This is a genomic window from Paenibacillus sp. J2L1-98 (genome assembly GCF_056269405.1).
Window position 1 is genome coordinate 42,496 of sequence record NZ_JBWDNW010000022.1, and the last position, 23,962, is coordinate 66,457.

Sequence of the window (23,962 nt, forward strand, 5' to 3'; positions counted from 1 at the left end):
CTTCGAAACTATAAACGTCTCTTTTGCCATGGATTCAAAAAGATTTCAACACAAGTGCGGAAAGACACCTGTACATATGTACAGGCATACAGGTAATGTTCTATATCTACGCCACCTGAACCTTAGCCAGCTCGATGGGCTCTGGAGATTTGGAATCCGGAGTCTATTTCGTTTTTAGAGTAACTCCGTTCCATTCACTCTCAAATCAAGACTGAATGGCTCTTGAAGAGCTGCATAAGGTTGGCCTAAACGTTAATATGCTCTAGAAACATCATACGGTTGCTTTCCCACATACCATTACTCTCAAATTTCTTCATGAAAACAGAATAGCTTTATATATTCATTTGCAAAAAATGTCGCGTGGTTGTGGAATTTTTTTCTAATTCAGAAGGAAATATGACAAGAGACACCGAAATAACAGATGAAATGCGGTAGATTTGATAGTATTGACAGAGAGGGCAGCTGCATTATCATTCAAAGATGGGTGGATGAGAGACAATGCAAAGACGCAAATCATGGTGGATGGGTCTGCTGTTCAGTTCATTATTGGTACTGTTTCTACCAGCTTATGCACATGCGCAGGAAGGCATCAATAGTACGGGGACGGCTGATATGCCTCCCGTCGTGACGCGAATTGAACCTGCCGAGGATCACTCTGTGATCCGTAATAGCAGCCTGCACATCATCGCTGAGGCCGAAGACGATCTCACGCAGCCGGAATTTTTTGTAGAAATGGACTCCGATTCAAGTATGCGATATCCGGATACCTTCGATAGTGACCAGGGTGAAGGCCGGTTCGACCGTATATACGATGTCGAACAGTATAACGGTAAAACACGGGTAATACGTTATACCATCTCGGACGCCAAAAACCGGGTGTATAGATACCGTACGGTTCATGTCGAGTCCAGCCCTGCGCTGGTGGAGACACAGCGTGAACCTGGCGTGCAGATCGTGGATGCGGACGAGTCTCGATTGCTACTCACACGGGGGGATGCTTTGATCTTGAAGAATCGAAGTGACGGATCCGAGACTGAGTTAGCAAAAATTGATTTCTCAGGTCGCTTTTTTAATCAGTATAAGCTTACGCCGGCTGGGGTCGTATCCCTCCTCAACACGCAAGTCTACGGCTATAGTTATTATGAGACCGAACTTTCTTATTGGAACGGTGAGAACGGCGGTGGCATGCCGAATGTATCGCTCGCTTCTTGGCAGGTGCGGGGGAACTATATCGTATTTTCGGATGGCGAGAATCTTCACTGGATTGATACGGTAACCGGGGCAACGCGCATCATTCCTTACGCACCACAGGAGCGCAATTTTGAACTGGAACCAAACGGCAGCCTGCTGCTGGAACCAGATGACGCGCAGAGCGACCGCATTCTCCGCTATGATCCGGTAACAGGTAGCACGGTAACCGCATTTGAATATGCTGGGGCACCTCGCGGTCCGGTGACCGACGGTCAGGCGATTCTGTTCACCTTGAATGACGGCCGTCTGATGAAGTACCTGGATGGAAAGGTGAGCGAAGTGGTTCAAGGAACGACGGGTGCGCAACGTCTGGTGCCGCATGTCGACTATGAAGTAAATGATGGCTGGTTAGCCTACCAAAAGCGGAACACGAATAATACAGGAGAACTCTACATGCAATCCCCTACAGGTACGGTGACGCGTGCAGCTTCCTTTAATGCGCCGATTCATTCTTTGGATGGATCTGGCACCTTGATTCTCGGGTTTGAGAGGTTGTACCAGTACCGTCAAGGGATGGACGAACCGTCACTGATCGGCGGTAAAGCAGGCGTTGTGAAATGGATTGATGGACAGCTCCAGTATCTATTGGGTGACTCGATCTTTGCAGTGAAAGAAGGGCCATTTGATACCAAAGCGCCAGAGTGGCCTGGCGGCGACGTACTGACGGTTACCGATGTGACCTATAACAGCGCAAAGCTTAATTGGCAGCCGGCTACGGATGATACGGGCGTAGACAAATACTGGGTGTACCGAGGCGATAGACTGATAGATACACTGAACGGGGACGTGAACAGCTACGAAGTGAAGGGACTGAGTCCGAAATCGACCTACAACTATTCGCTGGTCGCCATCGATGCCGCTGGCAACCGGAGCTGGAATAGAAACGTGAACGTGACGGTCACTACTGCAGCATATACGGCTCCCGGCCCTTTTCAGCTTTCCGATTCCAAAACTTATTCAGACGGCTGGTACAATTATAGGTTTTCGTTATATTACGGGTACATTTCGTCTCCAGGCCAAGTATTGAGTGGATCTTGGAGCCCCCCTGAAGGTTTCCATGGAGTCGTTAAGGTCTCCATGATTTCCCCGGAAGGAGAAGATTATGACCTTAGTCTGGAGACCGTGGGCGAGGGTAACCGATTGCCGGAAGATACGACGTTACTTACAGGTGGTACCGAGTACAGTACTGCCGAGGTGCCCGGAGGTTACAGAGCAGAGTGGAGGGTTAAGGGACATACGAGCAATGATTATAGTCCGGATAAAAAGGTTTACGTCTATGTGAGCATCAAATATGACAATCACTGAAGATATATTGCTATGTTTACGAAAACTTAATGATCGGCCGCGGGGTCTCCCCGCGGCCTTCTTTGCACCCGCGATTTGGTGATAGGACCGGACTTTTCCCGTAAGGGGTCTCAGACAACGATCTTTCGGTGCTTCTGCTTGTCGAACATATAGAAATACGAATATAGCGAGAATGGTGAGGAGCTGCTTGAACGGTTCAAGCGCGGCAATACGTCAAGGCATACGGAGGGCTCCGGCCTTGGTCTCGCCATCGCGAAATCGATATTGTGGATCTACATGACGGTCGCATGTCTATCGAGACGGATGGGGATTTGTTCAAGGTTATCGTCGCCCTGAAGGTGGAGCCATAACGAATAAGGCGCGGCTGAGCAGCCGCGCCTTTGTTTATATGCTAGTTCGCTGCCGGGAATTGGACAGTGACACCGTCAATTGCATTGTCCCAGGCTACCTTCGCACCGAACGCTTGCGCCAGGAAGCGGAGGGGCACATACGTCCTGCCTTGGTAAGAGAGTGGCGTGGCCGGCATTTGAATGGTCTTGCCATCAAGCGTCACATTCGTGTTGTAAACCTTAAAGGCGAGCAGTTGCTTGCCGTAAGCGACGGTAACATAATCATTGTTGTAGCCGATCTTCGCTCCGATGGATTCGAATAAAGAGCGTACAGGCACGAAGGTAGTTCCGTTCATTTGAATCGATGCGGGGACGGATGCGATGAATTTTCCGTTAATCCGGAGGGAGATTTGCTTCTGCACTGGCTTCACATTTATTTTGGCCAGCACCTTCTCCGTCGTTTCTTGATACGGAATGTTACTCCGGTCGCCCCACGTCCATACTTTGCCGTATTTATCTAAGGCCGTACCGCTATTCAATGCCACTGCTATGACTTCGACGATATCTTTGAGCGGGGTAATGCGTCGTATAGGATCGTCTTGCCAAATCGTGTTTCCCCATACCGAACCGTCTTTATGCAAGAGCAACTTGTAGCTCCCCCCAAAGCCTTGGCTCACTTGAATATACGGGCTCGGCCGAATCTTGTTTTCATCTACAATCGAAGTGAAATAGGTCGAGTAGCCCGTGTAATCTTTATCGTAACCTGCGAAATCAATGATCGGTTCGTCGAAAACATGTTCAAACATGCCGTAATTCATACTCGAGGTGTTTCCGTATGCTTTAATCGTTTTGCCATCAGCCATTAGAATCAATATATATTGTAGGGATGTTCTAATATCTTTCGCTCCTTCAAGGGCTAGCTTAGGCATGCTTGCCTGTTCATCATCTGCCGGCGTCGGACTGTTATGGAAGGCGGATTGACATAGTCCTCCACTTCCTTGGAAGTCGGGTCTTATGAGAGAAGTTAAGCAAGTATCGCCCCACGCGTACACCTCTCCTTTGTCGTCCATTGCCAAATTAATAGCGCCACTGGAGCTTATGCGTTGAATGCCTGACAATTCGATGATTCGCATAGGCGTATCGCCTGCGTTGTCCCATGTCCATACCTCGCCTGTGGAGGTGAGCACAAGGTTGCCGGAGATTGTGATGGCGCCGGCCACTTGGGGACCTCTTATCGCTGGTTTGCTGCCATTCCCAATCCAAATGGTACCGTCGCTGTGAAGAGCGTAGAAGTTATCGGAATGGCTTCGGTCATAGATATCGATGATCCCGGTGAGAGATAAGGCAGTGACAATGGTCGTCTTAGCTCCGGCTGAAACCACCGATCCTCCCAAGGGGATTAAGGCCAGAGATGTTATCGATACAAAGAGGGCGATAAGAGAGATCGTTTTCCGCAATGTATTCACCTCGAATAGAAAATATTGGATGATTTACATAAATAAAGACGAAAGGGTGGGTGAAAAGGTTGCGTTTAGAATGATTGAAACATAGTAAGGTTCCTCCATACAATCCGGACTATTGGGCTTAAAGTAAGAAAAAAAGCTAAGCAGGTCACATCCGAAGGCTTTGCGTATATTTTCCGCGTTCGTACGCTAAGGGACATCCTCGGGACTTTTTTTTGTGTTCAGAAGGAGCCCCAGACAGCTTTTGCAGATCGAAAATACCGAGTGAAGAATGAAATAAACAAAATGACCGAACTGTTAAATTGGAACCATAGCCCAAAATTCAGTTATTACTTTCTTTTATAAGTGTTAGTTTGCTGGTTTGACGATCAGTCTTGCGTCATGTAAAAGACAATGTTTCTTGTAACCTTGACCCCAATTATGTGACTCATTAGTGTGTTGATAAAAGCAGCAGTCTTCTATGCTAACGGGAGTTTTGTTGAATAGCGATACGCTGAACCGTATTATAATTAGCGGTAAAGCGGAGAGTGGCAACAACTGTTCACTTGATGATATAATATAGTCAGAATAATGTCATGTAAAAGGAGATACGAATAATGAATATAAAGCCGTCTACTACAATTCGACAGGATTATAATGGGTTTTCAAAATACTGCCATGAGCTTGACGAACCGGTTGTGATTACACGTAATGGGGAAGCCGATCTGGTTGTCATGAGTCATGAAGCATTTCGACGTATGGAAGCCCGTATCAAATTACAATCCAAGTTGCTGATTGCAGAAAAGCAAGTTGCCGAAGGCGCGGAATTAATAGAACATGATCAAGTCATAGCGCGTATGCGGAGGAAGATCAATGCCGCAAAAGAATAGGATCAAATATTCTCCTGCAGCAGTTGATGATATGGATGAGATTTTCTCATTTATATCGGAGGATAATGTTCTAAGTGCGGAGAACATGTTGGTAAAGTTAGATAATCAAATCGCAGGGCTAGCTGATTTTCCAAATAAGGGCTCGGTATTGTCAGATGAGGAATATACGCTTATACAGCGTGCATATCGATTTATTATTGTGCATCCATATCTGGTTTTTTACAGGATAATGGATAATAAAACGGTAATCATTCACCGTATTTTGCATGGACGTCGGGATTATCTTCGTGAGTTGTTTGGCTCACTGGAATAAAGGGTAGCGCCAACCATTTGACGGTTCTATACGCTAAGCATTAGCGGGCACATATTCGCTATATCCAAGTTTGGGGGAATACGCAATAATTTGTTTCAAATAGGAGCTAATCCCGAGCTTGAGGACTATTTAGTGCTTTTTGATTTTAATTAGGGGGAGTACGAAGTGATAAAATGTGAGAGTTGCAAGGAACCATCTATGGAAATTGTATTGGAAGATCCGGACGATGTGACTATGTACTGCTGTAAGACAGAGGGGTGCGGAACAAGGCTATTAATTCGTGATGAGAACCGAATTTGGATGAATAAGGACGGTAGGGCATTTGTAGTTCGTTAAAGCTGGTCGCTAGAGTCGTCCAACGCCGGGCGGCTTTTTTGTTTTGTAATAGAAAAAAGTAACTTAAATCATATTTGATCAAGATAGCGCGGAATTCCTTCACGTTCACGAATACGAGCCAGCTCCTGCCGCTGCTTGTCTGAATTTATGGTCGATTGGATAAGATGCGAAATTGCGTTCTGGACCAGTTTATTGACGTGGTTGTAACGCCTACCAGTGAACGGACAAAGATACTGCGGAACCGTCTCGATCTTAGCTAGTCCGGAATCAAAGGAACGGCGAGCCTGCTCTAGGATCTCGGTCGGTACGTCTGTAAATTCGTTTTTGATGGCGTGTTCCCAAAACTTTTCGGACGGTTCTGGGCTCCGTTCGCTTTTAGCTGCTGCAGCTGTGCTTCTAAATCTTGGCTAACGGTTGAGACGCGAGCATAGCCGTAAATCATATGTATTTTCCCTCTCAAATTTGACACTAAGTTATGACACTGTTTGATCGGTGTCAATTATTTTAAGTTGTGACACCAACGAGGCGATCCCACCCATGAAACGGCGAAAGTTCACCGATTCGGCAACCCCTCCCGGATAAAAAAAAACACCTCCAGACCGTTAGATCTGGAGGCTCCTATATCTATATATATACGACAAAAGAGCGGCCAATACGACTATATCCCTAAAACCACCGCTCGCGTTATCGGGATTTATTATAGTATGCCTAATTTTAATTACTCGACTCACGTTCGAGGGCGAAATTTGCGCATGAAACGGCGAAAGGCCACCGATACAAATCGGCAGCCTCTCCCGGACAAACGTAAACGTAAGGATCAGCCTCGATTAACAAATTGCACAAATTGTTAAGTTTGTATAAACGCAAGTGGGTAGCTGAGATGCGGCTGATCGGCTTTCCGTCCTTATTAGCTTCCTTAGAGCTGCCGAAGAGATTTTTCCAGACCCGGCTGAATGCTGAATCGCCGAACAACTCCAGTGTCTTCGCCGGTGGAGCCGCTTAACGTGCCACTTCGATTTCTAATGCATCCGACTAATGTGATCCGCTGTTCGAAGGGAAAGAGCGACGGTAGTGAGTGTCGGGTTTTCGGATCCAAGGGAAGGGAAAATACTGTTGTCGGCTATATACAGTCCAGAAACGCCGTGAACTTGACCGTACCTGTTCGTGACCGAGGTAGAAGGATCGTTACCCATCCGGCACGTTCCTGAAGTGTGATGCAAATCTCCGGTAGGCATAAGGCAGATTTTATCTTGCACCAACTGCACACCAATGGCAGAAGCAATCTGCTTAACCGCTTCCTCCATCTGTCGAATGTTAGCTCGTTCTGTTTCCGTAAATGAAAAGAGAATTTGGTTTTCCGGAACGCCGTATTTATCTTTTTTGTGCGGATTGAGGGTGATCCCGTTTTCAAACCGTGGGTTAACGTGGCCAAAACAAAGGATCGATATGTCCGAAGTCGTATCTTCCACGAGCGGTCTGATTTGGTGAGGCGAGTACCAATCATAACCGGCGGGCCCGCTTAAGCGGACCTGAAATGGCCTTTCCTTCGTTGGTGGGATCAAAATGGCGAGCGTTCCCAGAACTTCCGGAAAATCTCCGCGATTTACTTTTCCGGGAGCCATCATAAACACTTGATTTGTCATATAACGACCAATCGCTTTTCCTTGGATGCCCGAATGAAGCAGCAGGCGTGGCGTTTCATACGTACTCGCCGACGAAACAACCGTTTTTGCTTTCAGCAAATAGGAGCGCTGATCCGGTGACATGACCTTAACGCCGGTGACTTTCCCCTGGTCGACCAGAATTTGGACGGCACAGGCGTTTACAGCCAAATCGAAGGGTCTGATAAACGAAGCTTTTGAAAGAAGCGAAATTGAACTGAAAAAAACATCCGCATGAACCATGCCAAAATCGGTGGGTTTCAGATCAGCGGCGAGCGGCATGTATCTGGATTCGGGAAAACCGCCTAGCTGCAAACGATTCAGCAAGATCTCCGACAACGCAGATCCTTTGGCATATTGGGAAGAAACATTCATGATCCGCTCTGCAATGTCATAGTAGGTATCCATCTCAATGGCCGGGATCGGCCAATCCGGCATCAGTGATAAATTAAAACGAGAACTGACCAAATCCCAGAAGATCGTTCTTCCCCCGAAACCAATCACTTCTCTTGCCCCTATAAATTCTGGATAGGAGCCTGGTAAGGTTTCTGATATATATCGGTAATACTGATCGAGACGAGAACGGTTCATCATCGGAAGGTTACGGCCATGTGTGGGTATGACCAGATTCCCTTTTTCGATGATGCCAATCCGTTTATCACTATTCTGCCACTGTTCGCATAATCTCCAAAGCGCGGTTCCTCCCCCCGCACCTGTGCCCACAATGAGGACGTCATATTCGGTATCGGCCATTTGTTCCAACGGCGTGAGGGGCATCCAATGTTCAATAACATCTGATGGTATGGAGCAAGTCGGGAGATCGGGAGCCCGACTCTCGATTGATGCATTGACGGGAGGAAAATAGACCGGTTTGCCGGCTATATTCTGGTCGGGATGTCCGATGTGCAGATTGACCGATTGAAGCTCCCCGAGTGGCATGTGATGCTCATCCGCGATCGTTCGAAGCGTGTCGTTGCTGCGCGCCACCCATATTTTCAATGAATCTGCACTCCTTCGCACTGCTCATCCAGCAGTTCCCATATTACCTAGATATTATTAGTGTATTTTGGGTTTCTAATGCTCATGAATAGTTTTCGAACTGTACAACGGGGGAGTGCCGCAGGCCGATTCCAATGTATCCGTACGCCCTTTAAGAAACGAGAAAATAAAAAAACGCCCTACCCAGGGCGTTTAACTGCCATTCAAAGTATTTCAGCGTTTTGAAGCGCATGTTCACAAGCCGGAATATAAAACAACGTACTTCTCATCTGCACTCAAATTCTCAAAAACGGCAAATCCATTTTAGAGAAAACGGTAGAAACAGGGGGAACGGAAGTAACCCTACCTTAACAAAATGACCAATCTGTTAAATTAGAGAAATGCTTACGAGTAGCCGGAAAGGCGGCTTCCAGTAAGCTTTTTTTTAGTTATTTTCGGTTCCATTAAAAACTTGTACTTAACATTTTGATTCTATTGTATCATTTAGCTAAACATTTCGGGTGGGAGGAGTGTTACCCCTGAGACCATCTCAAGGTGCAAATATCGTTCAACCAATCCGTGACCTGGAGAAGATCCGTCAGATAAAAGAACTGCTCATACATCGATCTTACCGGGATTATTTTTTGTTTTTTATGGGGATTAATTCAGGCCTTAGGATCAGCGATATTTTGCCGCTGCGTGTGTGGGATGTGAAGTCGGCCACACATCTTAAGGTAAGGGAGAAAAAGACCGGTAACACCCGGCGAATTTTGATGACGGATGCACTCAAAAACGAAATCCAAAAGTATTGCCGTACACTGGGGGATTCGGATTATTTGTTTCCTTCCCGGAATGGGGATAAGCCGCTTAGCCGCGTGCAAGCGTGGAATATTATCAATGCTGCTGCGCGGGATGCCGGCATTCAGGACTCGATTGGGACACATAGCATGAGAAAGACATTTGGTTATCACTTTTATCAAAAATACAAGGATCTGGCGATACTCCAACAAATCTTTGGACATTCATCCCAATCCGTGACCATGCGTTACATTGGAATTACAGACGACATTATGATTGACCAAGCTATGCAAAGCTTCTCTTTGTAAAAATAAGATTTAAAAGAATATAAAATAAGGGCGATATACATGTGGTACATATTTAGAGCCTTATCATAAGTAGGGCGAAAAGTATTTATAACAAATTGCCACTTTTGAATAAAGGATCAATTTATATTAGTATTTGAGTGGTAACATAAATGTTAAGTATAGACATATAGAAGATCTAGTTTCTGATTATTCTGAAGGAATTTTACTTAGAATGTCGAAATTTCACACTACTAAGTGATATAGATTATAATAGAAGTTTATTGATGAATCTTTCAACAAGGGTGATTTGGTTGCTTTCAGAAGATGAGCAAAAAGAGATTCAAAAAACAATAGAGCAATTCATCTCATACAATCAATTAATACCAGAGCTACTTGTTACTGATAGAAAACTTAAAAACCTTGAAGAGAAGCTTGCGAACTGGTTAGAGCCTATCCCCTCAAAAGACCGACTCTATTTTTTGCATCTATTTAGATATTTCCAGTATTTTGATAGAGGGAAAATTATTGAATGGTTCGAAGAAGCATATAATAAGTATATTAATACAGTATCACAAAGCAATGATACTTTGTTTGTTCCAGTTTGCTCTTTTGGTGGTGTCATGAATGGAGCAATAAGTCTATTTGACTGCATGAATGAAGCAGAAGTGAATTTATCAAAAAATAGAATGGCAGCTCAGCCAAGGGATTTTTACGATGAGAATATTTTAAGTAGTTTTCGAAATATAGTGCTTATAGATGACATAGTAGGCAGTGGAGATACACTGATAGATTTTATTGAAAGAACGCAGATTACTTGCCCCGATTTCTTTTCAGATAAAAGCATCTATATATTACCCATTATTTGCCTAGATAAAGGCAAAGAGAATGTTTTGGAATATTCCAAAGAAGTTGGGCTAAACATCAAATTTCTCGAATCAGAAAGAATTAACAAAATCTTCTCAAACGCTATCATATATCCAAATCCGGAACATGGAAAAGAAGCGAAAAAAGCTATTAAGCAGTATGAAGAAAATGTTGCTTCAAAACCTGTGTACACTTGGGGATATAAACGATCAGAAACATTAGCAGCATTTTATTTCAATACCCCGAATAATACTCTTGCCACTTTTCACGAAAAGAATGATAGTTTGCCTTGGAATCCGGTATTTCCTAGAAAGAAGAATGGCGATGAATTGATAGTCAAAGATTCAAGCACGTTGTATGAAATTAGGAGACGAAAAGAGCAGAGGCGCAATATGAAATATCAACTTGCAATAAAAATGGAAGAAGAAAAAAGGAATAGAGATTAGATGCAGAATCGCGAAATGGATTTCCGTAAAGTACTGATTTTAATTTATTTTCAAACATACGATATTGTTGATGATATCAATGATTTATTAGATTTAACTGGAATGAACTACAGTATTGTCAGAGAATTTATAACTGAATTAGTTAGGGACGGTTATATAGATATTGACAAAAAACTTAAAGTATATAGATTTGCTATAAAGGGCAAAGATTTTTTACATAGCCAATGCCTGAATAATATCATGATTGATGATTTAAAGGTATCTATACGAGTACCAGATTCAAAAAGAAAATTACATATAATTATACCGAGAAACTTCCAAAAGAGATTTGAATAATGTTATTATTAATATTAGAGACCATCTAGAACAGGGTAACGCAGTCGTTTCCCAATGATGCTAAGGGTACTATTGTTCAGTGGGGAAACTCTTCGTAAAGTGCACTCCGACTTCCCCCACTGAACAATAAGAAGTGCACTTATTGTTCTTATTAATTAAAGTATGTCTATGTCCTAGGTCTGAAAATGGGTAGATGGTCTCTTATTTTGAAAGGTATATAATTATGGATTATTATAATGATAAATATCTAACTTTGCTTGAAGAGCGGATGGTACAAGAGCAATATTCTGTTGAGTATATAAAGTTAGTAAAGACATATGCTGAGAGACTAATTTCAAATTCTGTAGCAGTAATTTTTGATTTTAATCATTTGTGTTATTTGCTTGAGTGCTCCTCCGAGGAGCTAAGATCGTATCTGTATAATGATGATCACTACCGCTCTTTTGAAATTCCTAAAAAGAGTGGAGATATGAGACGATTAGAAGCACCAACACCATCTTTAAAAATTGTTCAAAGGTGGTTGTTAGATAATATTTTATATAATGTGCCGATTTCCGATCACGCTTATGGTTTTAGGAAGAAAAAATCTATTTTGGATAATGCAAAGATTCATGAAGAACAAGCATGCGTAATAAATATTGATATTATTAATTTTTTCACTGCTATTAAAGGCATCAGAATATATAAAGCGTATCGATACTTAGGTTATACAAAACAGGTTTCTTCCATATTAACTACACTATGCACCAAAGATGATTGTTTACCTCAAGGTGCCCCTACAAGTCCTTACTTATCAAACATCGTATGTAAGAAGCTAGATAAACGAATGAGTAAACTTGCGAGTGCTATTGGTGCCAAATATAGTCGGTACGCAGATGATATAACTTTATCCGGACCAACACACATTCAAGGCCTCATAAGAACCGCAATAAAAATACTAAAAGATGAAGGTTTTCAAGTTAATTCCAAAAAAACGCGTATTCAGTTGCAAAACCAACAGCAATTGGTGACAGGGCTCGTTGTAAACGAAAAAGTTAATGTACCTAAAAAAGAAGTTAAATCACTACGTCAGGAAATATACTATTGTAAAAAGCATGGAGTAAATGGACATCTGCGAAAAAGGGGCATTAGAAACTCAAACTATAAAGAACATTTGTATGGAAAAGCATATTATATTAAAATGATAAATAAAGAGTTAGGCTTAAAGTTAATAGAGGATTTGGACCAAATTATTTGGGAATACTAATGACTTTGTTCAATATTAATAAATTATTTTAAGGCATCCCTATGGGATGCCTTTTGAATTCGCTTTACAGATGTTACGGGGAACCGTATCATAAGTAACGGCAAGTTTTTTAATAAGTTGAAATCCCTCGGATGTTTTTGAACGAATTTTTTATAGTCTCGAACAGTTGGATGTTTTTGAACGAATTTTTTATAGTCTCGAACATGAGGATATTTGATATTGAGATTGTACTCCAATAATTCTTTATCGCTGATAATCCATGTATGATCTTTTGAGTTTTCCCTGCGTACAGCGGCAAAATTATATTTTCCGGCAGAATAGATTTTGTAACCCTTAGCTTTACCGTTCAAACAAAAATGAGTATCTTCCCCAATACTTCGGTTAGGAAATCGGACCTTGCGAAATACTGTTCGTTTAAAAACTAGAGTAGCACCAGGAAGATCGGAAACATAACGATTCTCATCTTTATGAAAACGAAGGATAAGCATCTTTGAGTCCCGCAAATACATAAAATGGGCGCGTTTCCCTACAATATCCGCATTTGTTCTATTAAACGCCCGCATGCTGTCGGTCAGATAATAGGGAGCATAATAGTCATCATCGTCAAATTTTGCAATATAGCTGTATTTAGTTTTCTTTACCGCGTAATTCAAACATGTTCCAAGAGACAGTTTCCCCGGAAGTTGGTGGAACTGCACATTTTTATATTTTTTGGCCATTTCTTTATAAAGACCTATATTCATTTTGTCGTTGTTAAGTATAATAACAAGTTCCTTCCTCGGATATCGTTGTCTATGGTAATTGGTTAATAAATTCATGATAAAGTCTTGACGTTTAGTACAGGTAATGATAGAAATGCCCTTCCATTGTTGCGCCAATTGTACCGACCCCCTTGAACGGAACTCCTTAGAGGAGACCTGCTTTGAAAACTACCACTATCAACATATGAAGATTTCAAAAAAGAGTAACGGCATATTCACTAGGTTCGGCCATCATAAAATAGAAAACTTGCCGTTAAGATCCGCGCGGTGAACCGTATCATAAGTAGGGCGAAATTTTTGTGAGTTATGTTTCCTAATACGGTGCATGCGGAGCGAGCGGCGACAGTTAAGGCTACTACGGGGGATTGAGAAACAGGAGGGGCAGAGGAGTAATCCATTTGCCTCTTCTTTTTTTATTTGAAGATAGCTTGTTTCTATAACAATGCATCTTTTCGAGGGTTTTCCTTCTACTCTATCAGGATAATAATATTCACGTCTGATTAATTTATGAATGATACATAAGTCAGTTTTGTATCATTCGGGAAAATGTTCTCAACCCGTGTGGCTTTGGGCTGGTCTGACTTTAAAATCCACTTCATTCAGTGAATCGATGATAATCCATGATCGTACTGATCTCCAAGCACAGCGGCATGCTGCCCGGACAGCCCGGATTTGATCCGATGTACGATGTGAATAACGATGGGAAGGTAGACGCCAAAGATGTGCAAGTTGTTGCGAAACAAGGTAGTTGGGAGAATACAAATTGAAACACTGATCATTAAATGTATACAGAAAATAAACGGGCAACATATGCATAACCATCACACGAGTCGGCTGGTCAATCCGCCGGCTCGTGTGATGGAATTATCGGGCAGGGTACAGGGTACGGGAGGCAAAAAAATTGTCCCATTAAAGGTCGCGTAAATCGCGGCCTCTTTGATTTTATGAGATGAGTTTTTGTCATTCGTCGATGATCAGAACATAGGGCGTTCTTCGATCTGAAAATGCCTGTGCATGACTTTCCCCTTTAGATGCATCCAAACCAATGACATGGTTCATTCAACCACTCCTTGATCTGGTATTCGCTGAACCCCCAAAAACTTCTTGTCGTCCACATTATCGCATGTGATCCGGGATCATGGTCCCAACTAGCCTAATCATTGTTTAACAATAAACGGAATAGCTCTCGGGATCCAGCTCCAACGGGCAGAAACGTTCGATCCCCGACTACCGCTATCTTACGACCAAACAAAGATGAGGTCGACCAGTAAGTTCTGGTGATCTCATAATACGATTGGCAGGTTAGCACAATAACTTAACATTTTCAACAAATTGACAGTCCTTCTTTTGAGGTGCGATATATTCTTAACTTGATTGGCATGTGGTACTACCCCTAATATAGTAGGCCAAGGTAGAAACCCTTTAGGGACGGATTATAAATTCAAGCATATTTACAACATGAAGATGCTCATTAGTTTTTGGTTAGACACGACGTTAAGCTGATAAGACTCTTGGTAAACACCAGCGTTTCGGACCAAAAAGTGATAATCAATTCCTCTACGGATTCGCCATTCAGACGAGGAATAAATGTTCTTGTTTCAAAAAAATCATTAGGAATCGACATGTCCATGCTGATGCCTTCGTGCATCACTTCATGCCGAATATTAAGTAATTTTCGAATCCATCCTTCGTGAGTTTCGTATGCTTCTCGTATAGCCGTGTGTTCTTTTCGCTTCAACCCGGTTTCTTCTGAAAGTCGATTTTTCACTTTATTATAAGAAGCGTTTTTCACAGAATATTTGAGGGAATCGGCTACATAGTGCGCTAATGCGTCCTGGTAAGCCGCGAGTCGAGAAATAAACGCTTCCAGCTCACTACGTAGCGGAACATCTTCACATTGTATAATTTCCAAACGTGGATCACTCGCCGCCTGCCGTACTGATTGAACGACCTCTTTTTGTAAAAATCGCAAGCGATACAGAAATTGTTGTAAATGATAACGAACAGCATGAAGTGGAAAAATAAGCTTATTGCGTGCCGTGGGATTATACAAATGTACTTGGGTTAAATCAAAACCAAGGGCCTCTGCAATCAATGGATCAATTTGCGAAAGAATAGCTGGACCTTTTTGTACTCCATAACTCACCTGAATTCGATTGATAAAAAACGGAACATCAGGCGTGTAGAATTTTGAAGAGCTGACAAACCGCGGAATTTCAGAATGAATCGGCGGTACAGATGGTATACAGCATTGATCTGGCGATTTTTCACTTCCACAAAGGCATACATCCATGACTTCCATCCTCCTGTTTAGAACGTTACAATTGTGAAGCTTCATACCTTCATACTCTTTTACGCGCCGGTAAAAGGTGGGCTTTTTCATATTGATCTGACGCATAGCCTCCGTCGCTGTTATTTGGCCTGATTTCCATTCCCCATAGATCCGGATAACCTTGTCATCAATCTCCTGCTTGGGTCGGCCGAACGTTACTCCATCCACCTTGGCAGCCTCTATCCCTTCTGCCTGACGCTGCCGATTCTTTTTCCTCTCTTGCTCAGCCACATATGCCAGCAGGCTTAGGAATTGATCTTCCATGACTTTGCCGAAATCGACCATTGGTTTAAACTTCTGAGAATCGAACAACGTTTCATTATCAAGACATAGACATACGATGTCTGCACCGATCTCCCGCGTAATATACTTCCACTCTGTTATGATTCCGTCATAGTCTCGACCAAGTCGATCCAGCGCATCGATATAAACCAATTCGCCTTCCCGGATCATTAGACGCATCGCCTGATAGCGTGGTCAATCAAAATCTTTGCCAATCGACAAAAATAAATCGATCCTCAATACCCAACTCCCTAAATTTAACGAGTTGCCGTTTCGGATTTTGATCTTTAGTCGAAACCCGGCCGTACCCTATCTTCAAAATCCTTCAACCTCCCCTAAATCCGTATCAAAATACCGTTTATTATAGTGAAACGTTCCTAAAACAATATTAGGGCATTTTGAAACGGAATAACAGGGAGATTTTCAACGTTCCCAAAAGCATAATTTCTGACACACGTTCGAAAGTTTGAGAGGGCCCTCGTCGGTAGATTGTAGAGACAACCATGGGCTTTTGCTCACATATCAAGCTCTTCAGGAGGAACGATTATATGAATTAGTTTGAATAAGCTAAAAATTAAATATATTTTATTCCATTTTAGTGTGACAAATTTCTCTTCTTATGGGAATATAGTTGTAACAGAGCCTCTTGCTTCGTGCTTACTTGCGTATTTTATTTCTATTTAGGTCTTGCTGAACGAAAGGGAATCCATAAGTAGCAAAGCCGTGCAAGGAAATCGGATGCTGGTTTAATGGATGATAAAAATATTAGTGAACATAGCTTAATCCAGTCCGTTTAAGTGGCGGGTATTTTCAATACATAACTATTTTGAATGCTTTAGTTTCGTCTAACAGCTGAATATAGCATATTGCGGAGTCGCAGATCACACGGTTATGCGAAAAAGCCTTAATCAAAAGGAGATAAAAATGTGGCTGAGATCTCAAGATTTAAATAAGTTTAATGAATACGGAACAATTTACGGGAAGTCATTAATTTTATGCCAAAAGTACGAGGCAACTTGTAGAGATATCATAAAGATGTTTAACATTGTCTATTCTCTTGATAAGAATGAGTATGGCTTTCTAAGCCCAGAATATATGTCTTATGTAGATAGATTAAACAGAATGCTCGTTGGTAAGGCCTTAAAAAGTATGGATGGAAAGAAAGAACTCTTTGGAATTACGGATGAAGAAATGAACATCGTAGATAGAGCAAGAAATTCAAGGAATTGGGTAGTGCATAATTCAGCGGAAGAGCTATTAAATAAACGATTTGCGAGAGGAAATTCTATTACCTTTAGTGAGGAGTATTTAACACTTTTTATTAAACATATTGAGCACATAAGTAGGGGTGATTTTCTCGTATCCTGCTGGTGCTATGAATTTACTGAGAAAGAATATAACAAATACATAGGTGAAGAGAAATATATTGAAATGATAAATGAGTGGATATTCCTCGATCGTTATTTCAATAAGGGGGAATACTTCGTAGATGGTGTATCGTGAGAAAATCACTACCGACCCTTTAACCTCATATAAAACCCCTTCCGACTTGCCTCTTTTGTTACGAAACATACTACGGATTCAGACTCAGATGAGTACTTTTATTTCTCTAATAATTTGATACGTAAGAAGAAGGAAAAGCAAGATTTCTGCTGAATTATGTATAGTCATGTGGTTCAAAAGTCAGGGAGATAATGTGGTGTTATATCATTTAAGGAACCAAGGTATATTGTTTGCTAATGATAAACCCGTAAAACTTTGCTAATGTCTTATATTGCTGCAGGGGGTAACGATGAAATCAAATTTTATATTTTTAGAAAATTTCTTCCCTATCTTGGCGCAAATAGGCAGCACTGCTGAAGAGTATCTATATTCCGACACAAATTCCTGTTTGATTAAGCTGGGGTTATTGGGGGAAACGGTAGTCAATTTTATGCTACAGTTGGACAAGATCGATCCACCATCGTACGACAATACCCATGCAAACCGAATAAAGCTGTTAAAGAAAAATGGCTTGCTTCCAAAAGATATTGACGATATCCTTTACTCGTTAAGAATGACACGTAATAAGGCGGTTCATGCAAATTACGATTCCTTTGAAGATTGCAAAATTCTAATTGAAATGACATATAATCTAGCAGTTTGGTTTATGCAGACGTATGGTGATTGGGAATACCAGCCTACAGGCTTTGTATTACCAGAAGATAATAGCAAGCAAGTGGATTATGAAGCCATCATAAAAGAGAAAGAAGAGCTTATTAAGAAACTGACCGAACAGGCAGAAAAAGTGACGATTAGCAAAGCGATACCTGTGGAAGAAAGAGCAAAACAAGCCAATACAGCGGCTGATCAAATCAATCTTTCAGAACAAGAGACGCGTTATCTCATAGACGAACAGCTTCGCAAAGTGGGCTGGGAAGCAGGTACTATAAATTTACGTTATTCCAAAGGTACGAGACCGCAGAAAGGTAGAAATATAGCTATTGCTGAATGGCCTACTGATTCTATAGTCGGTAACAGGGGTTATGCAGATTATGCCCTTTTTGTCGGATTGCAACTTGTTGGCATTGTTGAAGCAAAACGAGCCTTTAAAGATATTCCGTCTGTTATTGATTACCAGTGCAAGGATTATGCGAAAAAGGTTAAGATGGAACACGCAAAGTACCAGATAGGAACCTGGAACGAATATAAGGCCCCATTCCTATTCGCGACAAACGGAAGAAAATACTTAAAGCAGCTTGAAACTAAGTCAGGCATCTGGTTTTTAGATGCCCGACAAAGTTCTAATATACCTAAAGCACTGCAGGGCTGGATGAGTCCTGACGGCATGATGGAACTATTGGAAAAGGATATTGCGTCTGCCAACAAGTCTTTGGAAAAAGCGCCTTATGATCTTTTGCGGGATAAGGATGGGTTAAATCTTCGCGAATATCAAATAGAGGCGATTGAAGCTGCCGAAAACGCAATCATCGAAGGCAAACAAACAGCCCTTCTTTCAATGGCAACAGGTACAGGTAAAACAAGAACCATACTAGGCATGATCTATCGCTTTGTGAATTCAGGACGTTTTCTGCGTGTCTTATTCCTTGTTGACCGTACGGCACTGGGCGAACAAGCGCAGGATGTGTTTAAAGAAGTCAAAATCGAAGACCTAATGACCTTAAATGAAATCTATAACATCAAAAACCTTGATGATAAAGAGATTGACAAAGAAACAAAAATCCATGTAGCAACGGTCCAGAGTCTTGTTAAACGGATTCTATATAATGAAGCTGGAACTATGCCATCGGTTTCCGATTATGACCTCATTGTAGTTGACGAAGCGCATCGAGGATATATCCTTGATAAAGAAATGGGGGACGACGAGCTTCTTTACCGTAATCAGGATGATTATGTCAGCAAATATCGCACAGTCATTGAATACTTCAATGCGGTAAAGATTGCTTTAACAGCGACACCCGCTTTGCACACTTCTGAAATTTTTGGGAAACCCGTGTTCAACTATACGTATCGGAAAGCAGTCATTGAAGGGTTTCTAGTTGACCATGACGCTCCCCATAGCATTGTTACTAAGCTAAGTAAAGAGGGCATTAATTACGAAAAGGGTGAGACAGTAGCCATCTATGACCCGATCACTGGCGAAATCACCAATAGCAGCGAATTGGAAGACGAACTGAAATTTGATGTTGAGAAATTCAATCGGAAGGTCATCACCGAAAATTTCAATCGCACTGTTCTAGAAGAAATCGCTAAAGACCTTAACCCTGAAGCTGAGGGTAAAACGTTGATTTATGCAGTGGATGATAGTCACGCAGACCTAATCGTCAAAATCTTAAAAGAGATTTACGAGCCTTATGGTGTGGATAATGATGCTATCATGAAAATCACGGGAAGCGTCGGCGGTGGGAATAAGAAGAAGGTGCTGGCAGCCATTAAGCGGTTTAAGAACGAGAAGCATCCTAATATTGCCGTTACAGTTGATTTGTTGACTACAGGTATTGATGTTCCCGAAATCACAACACTAGTGTTTATGCGCCGTGTAAAATCGCGTATTTTGTTTGAGCAGATGCTGGGGCGGGCAACCCGTCTTTGTCCTGAAATCGGCAAAGCGCATTTTGAGATTTATGACCCTGTTGGTGTTTATGAGACTTTAGAGGATTTAAATACGATGAAGCCAGTCGTTGCTAACCCGTCTGCGACATTTGATGACCTCTTGAATGGACTGGAGACTCTTCCTACAGAGGGTCAAACAGAAAATCAGATCGATTTAATTATGGCTAAGCTTCAGCGGAAGAAACGTAATATGAGTGAAAAATCATTGACTCATTTTGTGGACCTATCAGGCGGTCAGAATCCAACGCAGTTTATTGAGAAAGTTAAGTCCATGTCTGTAGAAGAAGCCAAAGAACTGCTTCTTAGAAACCGTAAGCTGTTTGAAATGCTGAATGAAGGCGGGATGAATCCTGGACGTGCTGTCGTCATCTCAGACAAAGAAGATGAATTGATAAGTCATACCCGAGGATACGGCAAGGGGATGAAACCTGAAGACTACTTAGATGGGTTTAAATCCTTTGTTACAAATAATATGAATAATATTGCTGCACTCAATGTCGTTTGTACCCGACCGAAGGAATTGACGAGAGAGAGCCTCAAGAGCCTCAGACTGGAGCTTGACCGTGAAGGCTTTACTGAGAAACAGCTTAATACGGCATGGAAAGAACTCAAAGATCAGGATATTGCAGCTGACATTATCAGCTTTATCCGCAAAGAAGCCATTGGTTCTGTTCTTATTAGCCACGAACAGCGTATCATAAACGCGGTGCAGAAACTGAGACAAAATCATTCCTTTAGTAAAATGGAGCTGGATTGGTTAAACCGCATTGAGACCTATTTGCTTCACGAAACCGTTCTGGATAAGGAAGCCTTTGACAGCGGGGCATTTAAGAATTTTGGTGGTTATACACGCATCGATAAGATATTCAAAAACCAACTAGAAAACATCATATCCGAACTAAACGAGTATCTGTATGATGACGGAGGCAAAACAGCATGAACAATCAAGAAATCGTATCCAAGCTTTGGAACTTATGCAACGTGCTTCGGGATGACGGTATAACCTACCATCAGTATGTGACCGAGCTAACCTATATTCTTTTTCTGAAGATGGCCAAAGAAACAGACACAGAAGGACAAATCCCAGAGGATTATCGTTGGGACAAGCTGATGAAGCCCAAAGGTGTGGAGCTAAAACGCTTTTATAAGGAACTGCTTAACCACCTAGGCGAAAACTGCACAGGCAGGGTGCGTGAGATTTATGCAGGAGCATCCTCGAACATTGAAGAGCCGAAAAACCTCGAAAAAATCATCACTTCCATCGACGCTCTTGACTGGTATTCCGCAAAGGAAGAAGGACTCGGGAACTTATATGAAGGTTTGCTCGAGAAGAATGCGAACGAGAAGAAATCGGGTGCAGGACAATATTTCACACCTCGTGTGCTGATTGATGTCATGACGAAGTTGATAGCTCCTCAAGCTGGTGAGCTATGTAATGACCCAGCCTGTGGTACATTTGGCTTCATGATAGCTGCTGACCGTTATGTGAAAGAACAAACCGACGATTTATTTGACCTATCTGCCGAACAACAGGAATTCCAGAGGAAAAAGGCCTTTTCAGGTAGTGAACTGGTGCATGAAACCCATCGTCTAGCGTTAATGAATGCGATGCTTCATGACATCGAAGGGCAAATCATGCTTGCTGATACCCTTTCCAATCAAGGAAAGACATTGAAAAACTTCGATGTGGTGCTAACCAATCCACCATTCGGTACGAAAAAAGGCGGGGAGCGTGTCACTCGTGATGATTTCACTTATCCTACATCGAATAAGCAGTTAAACTTTCTACAACATATATATCGAAGCTTAAAATCGAATGGGAAAGCTCGTGCAGCGGTGGTGCTTCCCGATAATGTTTTGTTTGCTGATGGCGATGGCGCATCTATACGTAATGATTTAATGGATAAGTGCAATCTGCATACCATTTTGCGTCTGCCCACTGGAATTTTCTATGCACAGGGAGTAAAGACAAATGTACTCTTCTTTACCCGCGGTACAATCGAAAAGGACAACACAAAAGAAGTATGGATATATGACCTTCGTACCAATATGCAAAACTTCGGCAAGACCAATCCTTTGAAGGTGGAGAATTTTAACGAGTTTATCAATGCCTATACAGCCGAGGACCGAAGTAAAGTACAGGATGAGCGCTGGAATTTGTTCACACGCGAGCAAATCCGCGAGAAAAATAATAGCCTTGACCTGGGCCTTATTCGTGATGACAGTGTATTGGATTATGACGATCTGCAAGACCCGATTGAAAGTGGGGAAGAAGTCGTTGCACAGCTCGAAGAGGCGGTTGACTTGATCATGAGTGTCGTGAAGGAACTGAAGTCATTGGAGGCAAGAACTAATGGCTAAGGCGAAGAAGCAGAACTTGTCGGTAGAGGAATTGTTGGAACAGGCATGGGTACCTAAGGATGAGCAACCGTATGAAGTGCCTGCTAATTGGGTTTGGACTAAGTTGGGAAAAGTTTCGGAATATATTCAGCGAGGAAAGAGTCCTAAATATTCAGAAGTTAAACTGTATCCTGTTATTTCTCAAAAATGTATTCAATGGAGTGGATTTGATCCGAGTGTAATTAAATTTATTAGTCCTGAAAGCATTTATTCCTATGGCAATGATAGATTTATTCAAATCGGGGATATTCTCTGGAATTCGACGGGAACAGGTACTATCGGTAGATTGAATATATATAATAATGAATTATGTGATTATGACAAGGTCGTAGCGGATTCGCATATTACTGTAGTGCGTGTTAACAAAATTCATAATAAATATGTTTACTATTATCTTTGTAGCCCTAGAATTCAAGATGGGCTTGAAGACAAAGCAAATGGCACGACAAATCAAATCGAACTTAATACTTCAACAGTTATTAATCAGTCTATACCCCTTCCCCCATTAGCCGAACAACAGCGCATAGTGGACAGTATTGAAAGTCTCTTTGCAAAGCTTGATCAGGCAAAGGAGTTGGCAAAAAATGCCCTTGATACCTTTGAAACCCGCAAAGCCGCGATCCTCCACAAAGCCTTCACAGGCGAACTTACCGCCAATTGGCGGGAGCAACATGGGCTGGGGATGGATATTTGGCATGAAGAGACATTGGGATCTGTTTGTAATAGCATTTTTGACGGGGATCATATGCCACCGCCTAAAAGTGAGACTGGAATTCCGTTCTTAGTGATATCCAATATCAATAAAGGGTATTTGAACTTTGAAAATACAAGATTTGTGCCGCATGAATATTATGATAAGTTGGGTGATTCAAGAAAACCTAAGGTTGGCGATGTGTTATATACAACTGTTGGATCTTACGGGATACCAGTCGTTGTTGATAGTAAAAGAGAGTTTTGCTTTCAAAGACATATGGCCTTACTTAAACCAAATACAATTGACACAAGATTTCTCTGGTATCTATTGCAAACTAATATGATGTTTGAAAAAGCTACAGAGATAGCAACTGGAACTGCACAGTTAACTGTTCCGATAAAAGGACTTCGACAAATAAAATTTGAAATGCCGTCGCTCTCTGAACAGCAAGAAATTGTTCGGACATTGGATAGCTTGTTCGAAAAGGAACAGAAGGCTAAAGATTTTTGTAGTGTCATTGATAATATTGATCTGATGAAAAAGGCAATCCTCGCTCGTGCTTTCCGTGGTGAACTAGGCACAAATGATCCGCTTGAAGAAAATGCAAAGGATTTACTTATAGAAGTACTTATTAATTCAAAAGAAGATACAAAAGAAGTGTCCAAGAGTATTAAACGTGGCACAAGTATGAAAATTGATCAAGCAATAGAAAGTGAGCTTAAAACAAATTTAGAGCGGGAAATATATATACAATTACTTAGAGAAAAGCAAGCCAAAATAAATGATTTAATATTTTTAAGTAATAATCATTTTGAAATCACTCGAGCATTATATAGAATGGAAAAAATTAATTTAATTGAAAATAGGAATGGAGTATACTCCTGCAAAAGAGGATAAA

At 41.8% G+C, this 23,962-nt stretch carries 16 protein-coding genes and 2 pseudogenes; 13 read left to right on the top strand and 5 right to left on the bottom strand.

The features are described 5' to 3' along the window. Window positions 1–498 precede the first annotated feature (498 nt). Window positions 499–2,556 carry a fibronectin type III domain-containing protein gene (locus tag AC0YNZ_RS25765; protein WP_475829324.1) on the top strand — a complete coding sequence of 686 codons (2,058 nt, stop codon included), beginning with the start codon at window positions 499–501 and terminating at the stop codon, window positions 2,554–2,556. Between the two features lie 153 nt (window positions 2,557–2,709). Beyond that, a pseudogene (locus AC0YNZ_RS25770) lies at window positions 2,710–2,906 on the top strand (ATP-binding protein); the annotation flags it as partial. 41 nt (window positions 2,907–2,947) lie between these two features. Here the strand turns inward: AC0YNZ_RS25770 and AC0YNZ_RS25775 are convergent. Next, window positions 2,948–4,267: a stalk domain-containing protein gene (locus AC0YNZ_RS25775; protein WP_475829325.1), complete on the bottom strand. Its 1,320-nt coding sequence runs from the start codon at window positions 4,265–4,267 to the stop codon at window positions 2,948–2,950. A gap of 677 nt (window positions 4,268–4,944) precedes the next feature. Here AC0YNZ_RS25775 and AC0YNZ_RS25780 point away from each other — a divergent pair. Next, a complete protein-coding gene (locus AC0YNZ_RS25780) occupies window positions 4,945–5,217 on the top strand; it encodes a type II toxin-antitoxin system prevent-host-death family antitoxin (RefSeq protein WP_475829326.1) in 273 nt (90 codons plus the stop codon). Beyond that, window positions 5,201–5,530: a type II toxin-antitoxin system RelE/ParE family toxin gene (locus AC0YNZ_RS25785; RefSeq protein WP_475829327.1), complete on the top strand. Its 330-nt coding sequence runs from the start codon at window positions 5,201–5,203 to the stop codon at window positions 5,528–5,530. Before AC0YNZ_RS25780 ends, AC0YNZ_RS25785 begins: the two co-directional genes overlap by 17 nt. 625 nt (window positions 5,531–6,155) lie before the next feature. On the opposite strand, the gene AC0YNZ_RS25790 is transcribed toward AC0YNZ_RS25785, so the two are convergent. Beyond that, window positions 6,156–6,308: a recombinase family protein gene (locus tag AC0YNZ_RS25790; protein WP_475829328.1), complete on the bottom strand. Its 153-nt coding sequence runs from the start codon at window positions 6,306–6,308 to the stop codon at window positions 6,156–6,158. 577 nt (window positions 6,309–6,885) lie between these two features. Next, window positions 6,886–8,526: a GMC oxidoreductase gene (locus AC0YNZ_RS25795; protein WP_475829329.1), complete on the bottom strand. Its 1,641-nt coding sequence runs from the start codon at window positions 8,524–8,526 to the stop codon at window positions 6,886–6,888. A 518-nt stretch (window positions 8,527–9,044) separates the two neighbouring features. Between AC0YNZ_RS25795 and AC0YNZ_RS25800 the strand changes: the two genes are divergently transcribed. The 4 genes from AC0YNZ_RS25800 (at window position 9,045) to AC0YNZ_RS25815 (ending at window position 12,482) form a co-directional block, all read left to right on the top strand. Continuing rightward, complete coding sequence (locus tag AC0YNZ_RS25800) at window positions 9,045–9,611, top strand: site-specific integrase (protein WP_475829357.1); 567 nt, start codon at window positions 9,045–9,047, stop codon at window positions 9,609–9,611. Between the two features lie 263 nt (window positions 9,612–9,874). Then, the gene (locus tag AC0YNZ_RS25805; RefSeq protein WP_475829330.1) at window positions 9,875–10,900 is read left to right on the top strand and encodes a phosphoribosyltransferase-like protein; all 1,026 of its coding nucleotides are present in this window, start codon (window positions 9,875–9,877) and stop codon (window positions 10,898–10,900) included. Continuing rightward, window positions 10,901–11,236, top strand: a complete 336-nt coding sequence (locus AC0YNZ_RS25810; protein ID WP_475829331.1) for a hypothetical protein — start codon at window positions 10,901–10,903, stop codon at window positions 11,234–11,236. A gap of 223 nt (window positions 11,237–11,459) precedes the next feature. Beyond that, window positions 11,460–12,482, top strand: a complete 1,023-nt coding sequence (locus AC0YNZ_RS25815) for a reverse transcriptase family protein (RefSeq protein WP_475829332.1) — start codon at window positions 11,460–11,462, stop codon at window positions 12,480–12,482. Window positions 12,483–12,505: 23 nt separating this feature from the next. Here AC0YNZ_RS25815 and AC0YNZ_RS25820 read toward each other — a convergent pair whose 3' ends face one another. Then, window positions 12,506–13,360, bottom strand: a complete 855-nt coding sequence (locus tag AC0YNZ_RS25820; RefSeq protein ID WP_475829333.1) for a glycosyltransferase family 2 protein — start codon at window positions 13,358–13,360, stop codon at window positions 12,506–12,508. A 503-nt stretch (window positions 13,361–13,863) separates the two neighbouring features. Between AC0YNZ_RS25820 and AC0YNZ_RS25825 the strand changes: the two genes are divergently transcribed. After that, on the top strand, window positions 13,864–14,010 hold the full coding sequence (locus AC0YNZ_RS25825) for a dockerin type I domain-containing protein (protein ID WP_475829334.1): 147 nt from the start codon (window positions 13,864–13,866) through the stop codon (window positions 14,008–14,010). Window positions 14,011–15,584: 1,574 nt separating this feature from the next. Here AC0YNZ_RS25825 and AC0YNZ_RS25830 read toward each other — a convergent pair. Further along, a pseudogene (locus AC0YNZ_RS25830) lies at window positions 15,585–16,176 on the bottom strand (recombinase family protein); the annotation flags it as partial. Between the two features lie 605 nt (window positions 16,177–16,781). On the opposite strand from AC0YNZ_RS25830, the gene AC0YNZ_RS25835 reads away from it, so the two are divergent. The 4 genes from AC0YNZ_RS25835 (at window position 16,782) to AC0YNZ_RS25850 (ending at window position 23,961) form a co-directional block, all read left to right on the top strand. After that, window positions 16,782–17,360, top strand: a complete 579-nt coding sequence (locus AC0YNZ_RS25835) for a hypothetical protein (protein WP_475829335.1) — start codon at window positions 16,782–16,784, stop codon at window positions 17,358–17,360. Window positions 17,361–17,649: 289 nt separating this feature from the next. Then, entirely contained in the window at window positions 17,650–20,910 is a 3,261-nt protein-coding gene (gene hsdR / locus AC0YNZ_RS25840; RefSeq protein ID WP_475829336.1) for a type I restriction-modification system endonuclease, read from the top strand. Further along, window positions 20,907–22,331, top strand: a complete 1,425-nt coding sequence (locus tag AC0YNZ_RS25845) for a class I SAM-dependent DNA methyltransferase (protein ID WP_475829337.1) — start codon at window positions 20,907–20,909, stop codon at window positions 22,329–22,331. Before hsdR ends, AC0YNZ_RS25845 begins: the two co-directional genes overlap by 4 nt. Next, window positions 22,324–23,961 carry a restriction endonuclease subunit S gene (locus tag AC0YNZ_RS25850; RefSeq protein WP_475829338.1) on the top strand — a complete coding sequence of 546 codons (1,638 nt, stop codon included), beginning with the start codon at window positions 22,324–22,326 and terminating at the stop codon, window positions 23,959–23,961. The genes AC0YNZ_RS25845 and AC0YNZ_RS25850 overlap by 8 nt, the downstream gene beginning before the upstream one ends. Window position 23,962: the final 1 nt, after the last annotated feature.

What these genes read in the sequence shown, in the direction of transcription:
- AC0YNZ_RS25810 (WP_475829331.1), top strand. Translation starts at nt 10,901, where the DNA reads ATGCAGAATCGCGAAATGGATTTCCGTAAAGTACTGATTTTAATTTAT.
- AC0YNZ_RS25845 (WP_475829337.1), top strand. Translation starts at nt 20,907, where the DNA reads ATGAACAATCAAGAAATCGTATCCAAGCTTTGGAACTTATGCAACGTG.
- AC0YNZ_RS25815 (WP_475829332.1), top strand. Translation starts at nt 11,460, where the DNA reads ATGGATTATTATAATGATAAATATCTAACTTTGCTTGAAGAGCGGATG.
- AC0YNZ_RS25825 (WP_475829334.1), top strand. Translation starts at nt 13,864, where the DNA reads ATGATCGTACTGATCTCCAAGCACAGCGGCATGCTGCCCGGACAGCCC.
- AC0YNZ_RS25765 (WP_475829324.1), top strand. Translation starts at nt 499, where the DNA reads ATGCAAAGACGCAAATCATGGTGGATGGGTCTGCTGTTCAGTTCATTA.
- AC0YNZ_RS25805 (WP_475829330.1), top strand. Translation starts at nt 9,875, where the DNA reads ATGAATCTTTCAACAAGGGTGATTTGGTTGCTTTCAGAAGATGAGCAA.
- AC0YNZ_RS25785 (WP_475829327.1), top strand. Translation starts at nt 5,201, where the DNA reads ATGCCGCAAAAGAATAGGATCAAATATTCTCCTGCAGCAGTTGATGAT.
- AC0YNZ_RS25850 (WP_475829338.1), top strand. Translation starts at nt 22,324, where the DNA reads ATGGCTAAGGCGAAGAAGCAGAACTTGTCGGTAGAGGAATTGTTGGAA.
- AC0YNZ_RS25790 (WP_475829328.1), bottom strand. Translation starts at nt 6,308, where the DNA reads ATGATTTACGGCTATGCTCGCGTCTCAACCGTTAGCCAAGATTTAGAA.
- AC0YNZ_RS25835 (WP_475829335.1), top strand. Translation starts at nt 16,782, where the DNA reads ATGTGGCTGAGATCTCAAGATTTAAATAAGTTTAATGAATACGGAACA.
- AC0YNZ_RS25780 (WP_475829326.1), top strand. Translation starts at nt 4,945, where the DNA reads ATGAATATAAAGCCGTCTACTACAATTCGACAGGATTATAATGGGTTT.
- hsdR (WP_475829336.1), top strand. Translation starts at nt 17,650, where the DNA reads ATGAAATCAAATTTTATATTTTTAGAAAATTTCTTCCCTATCTTGGCG.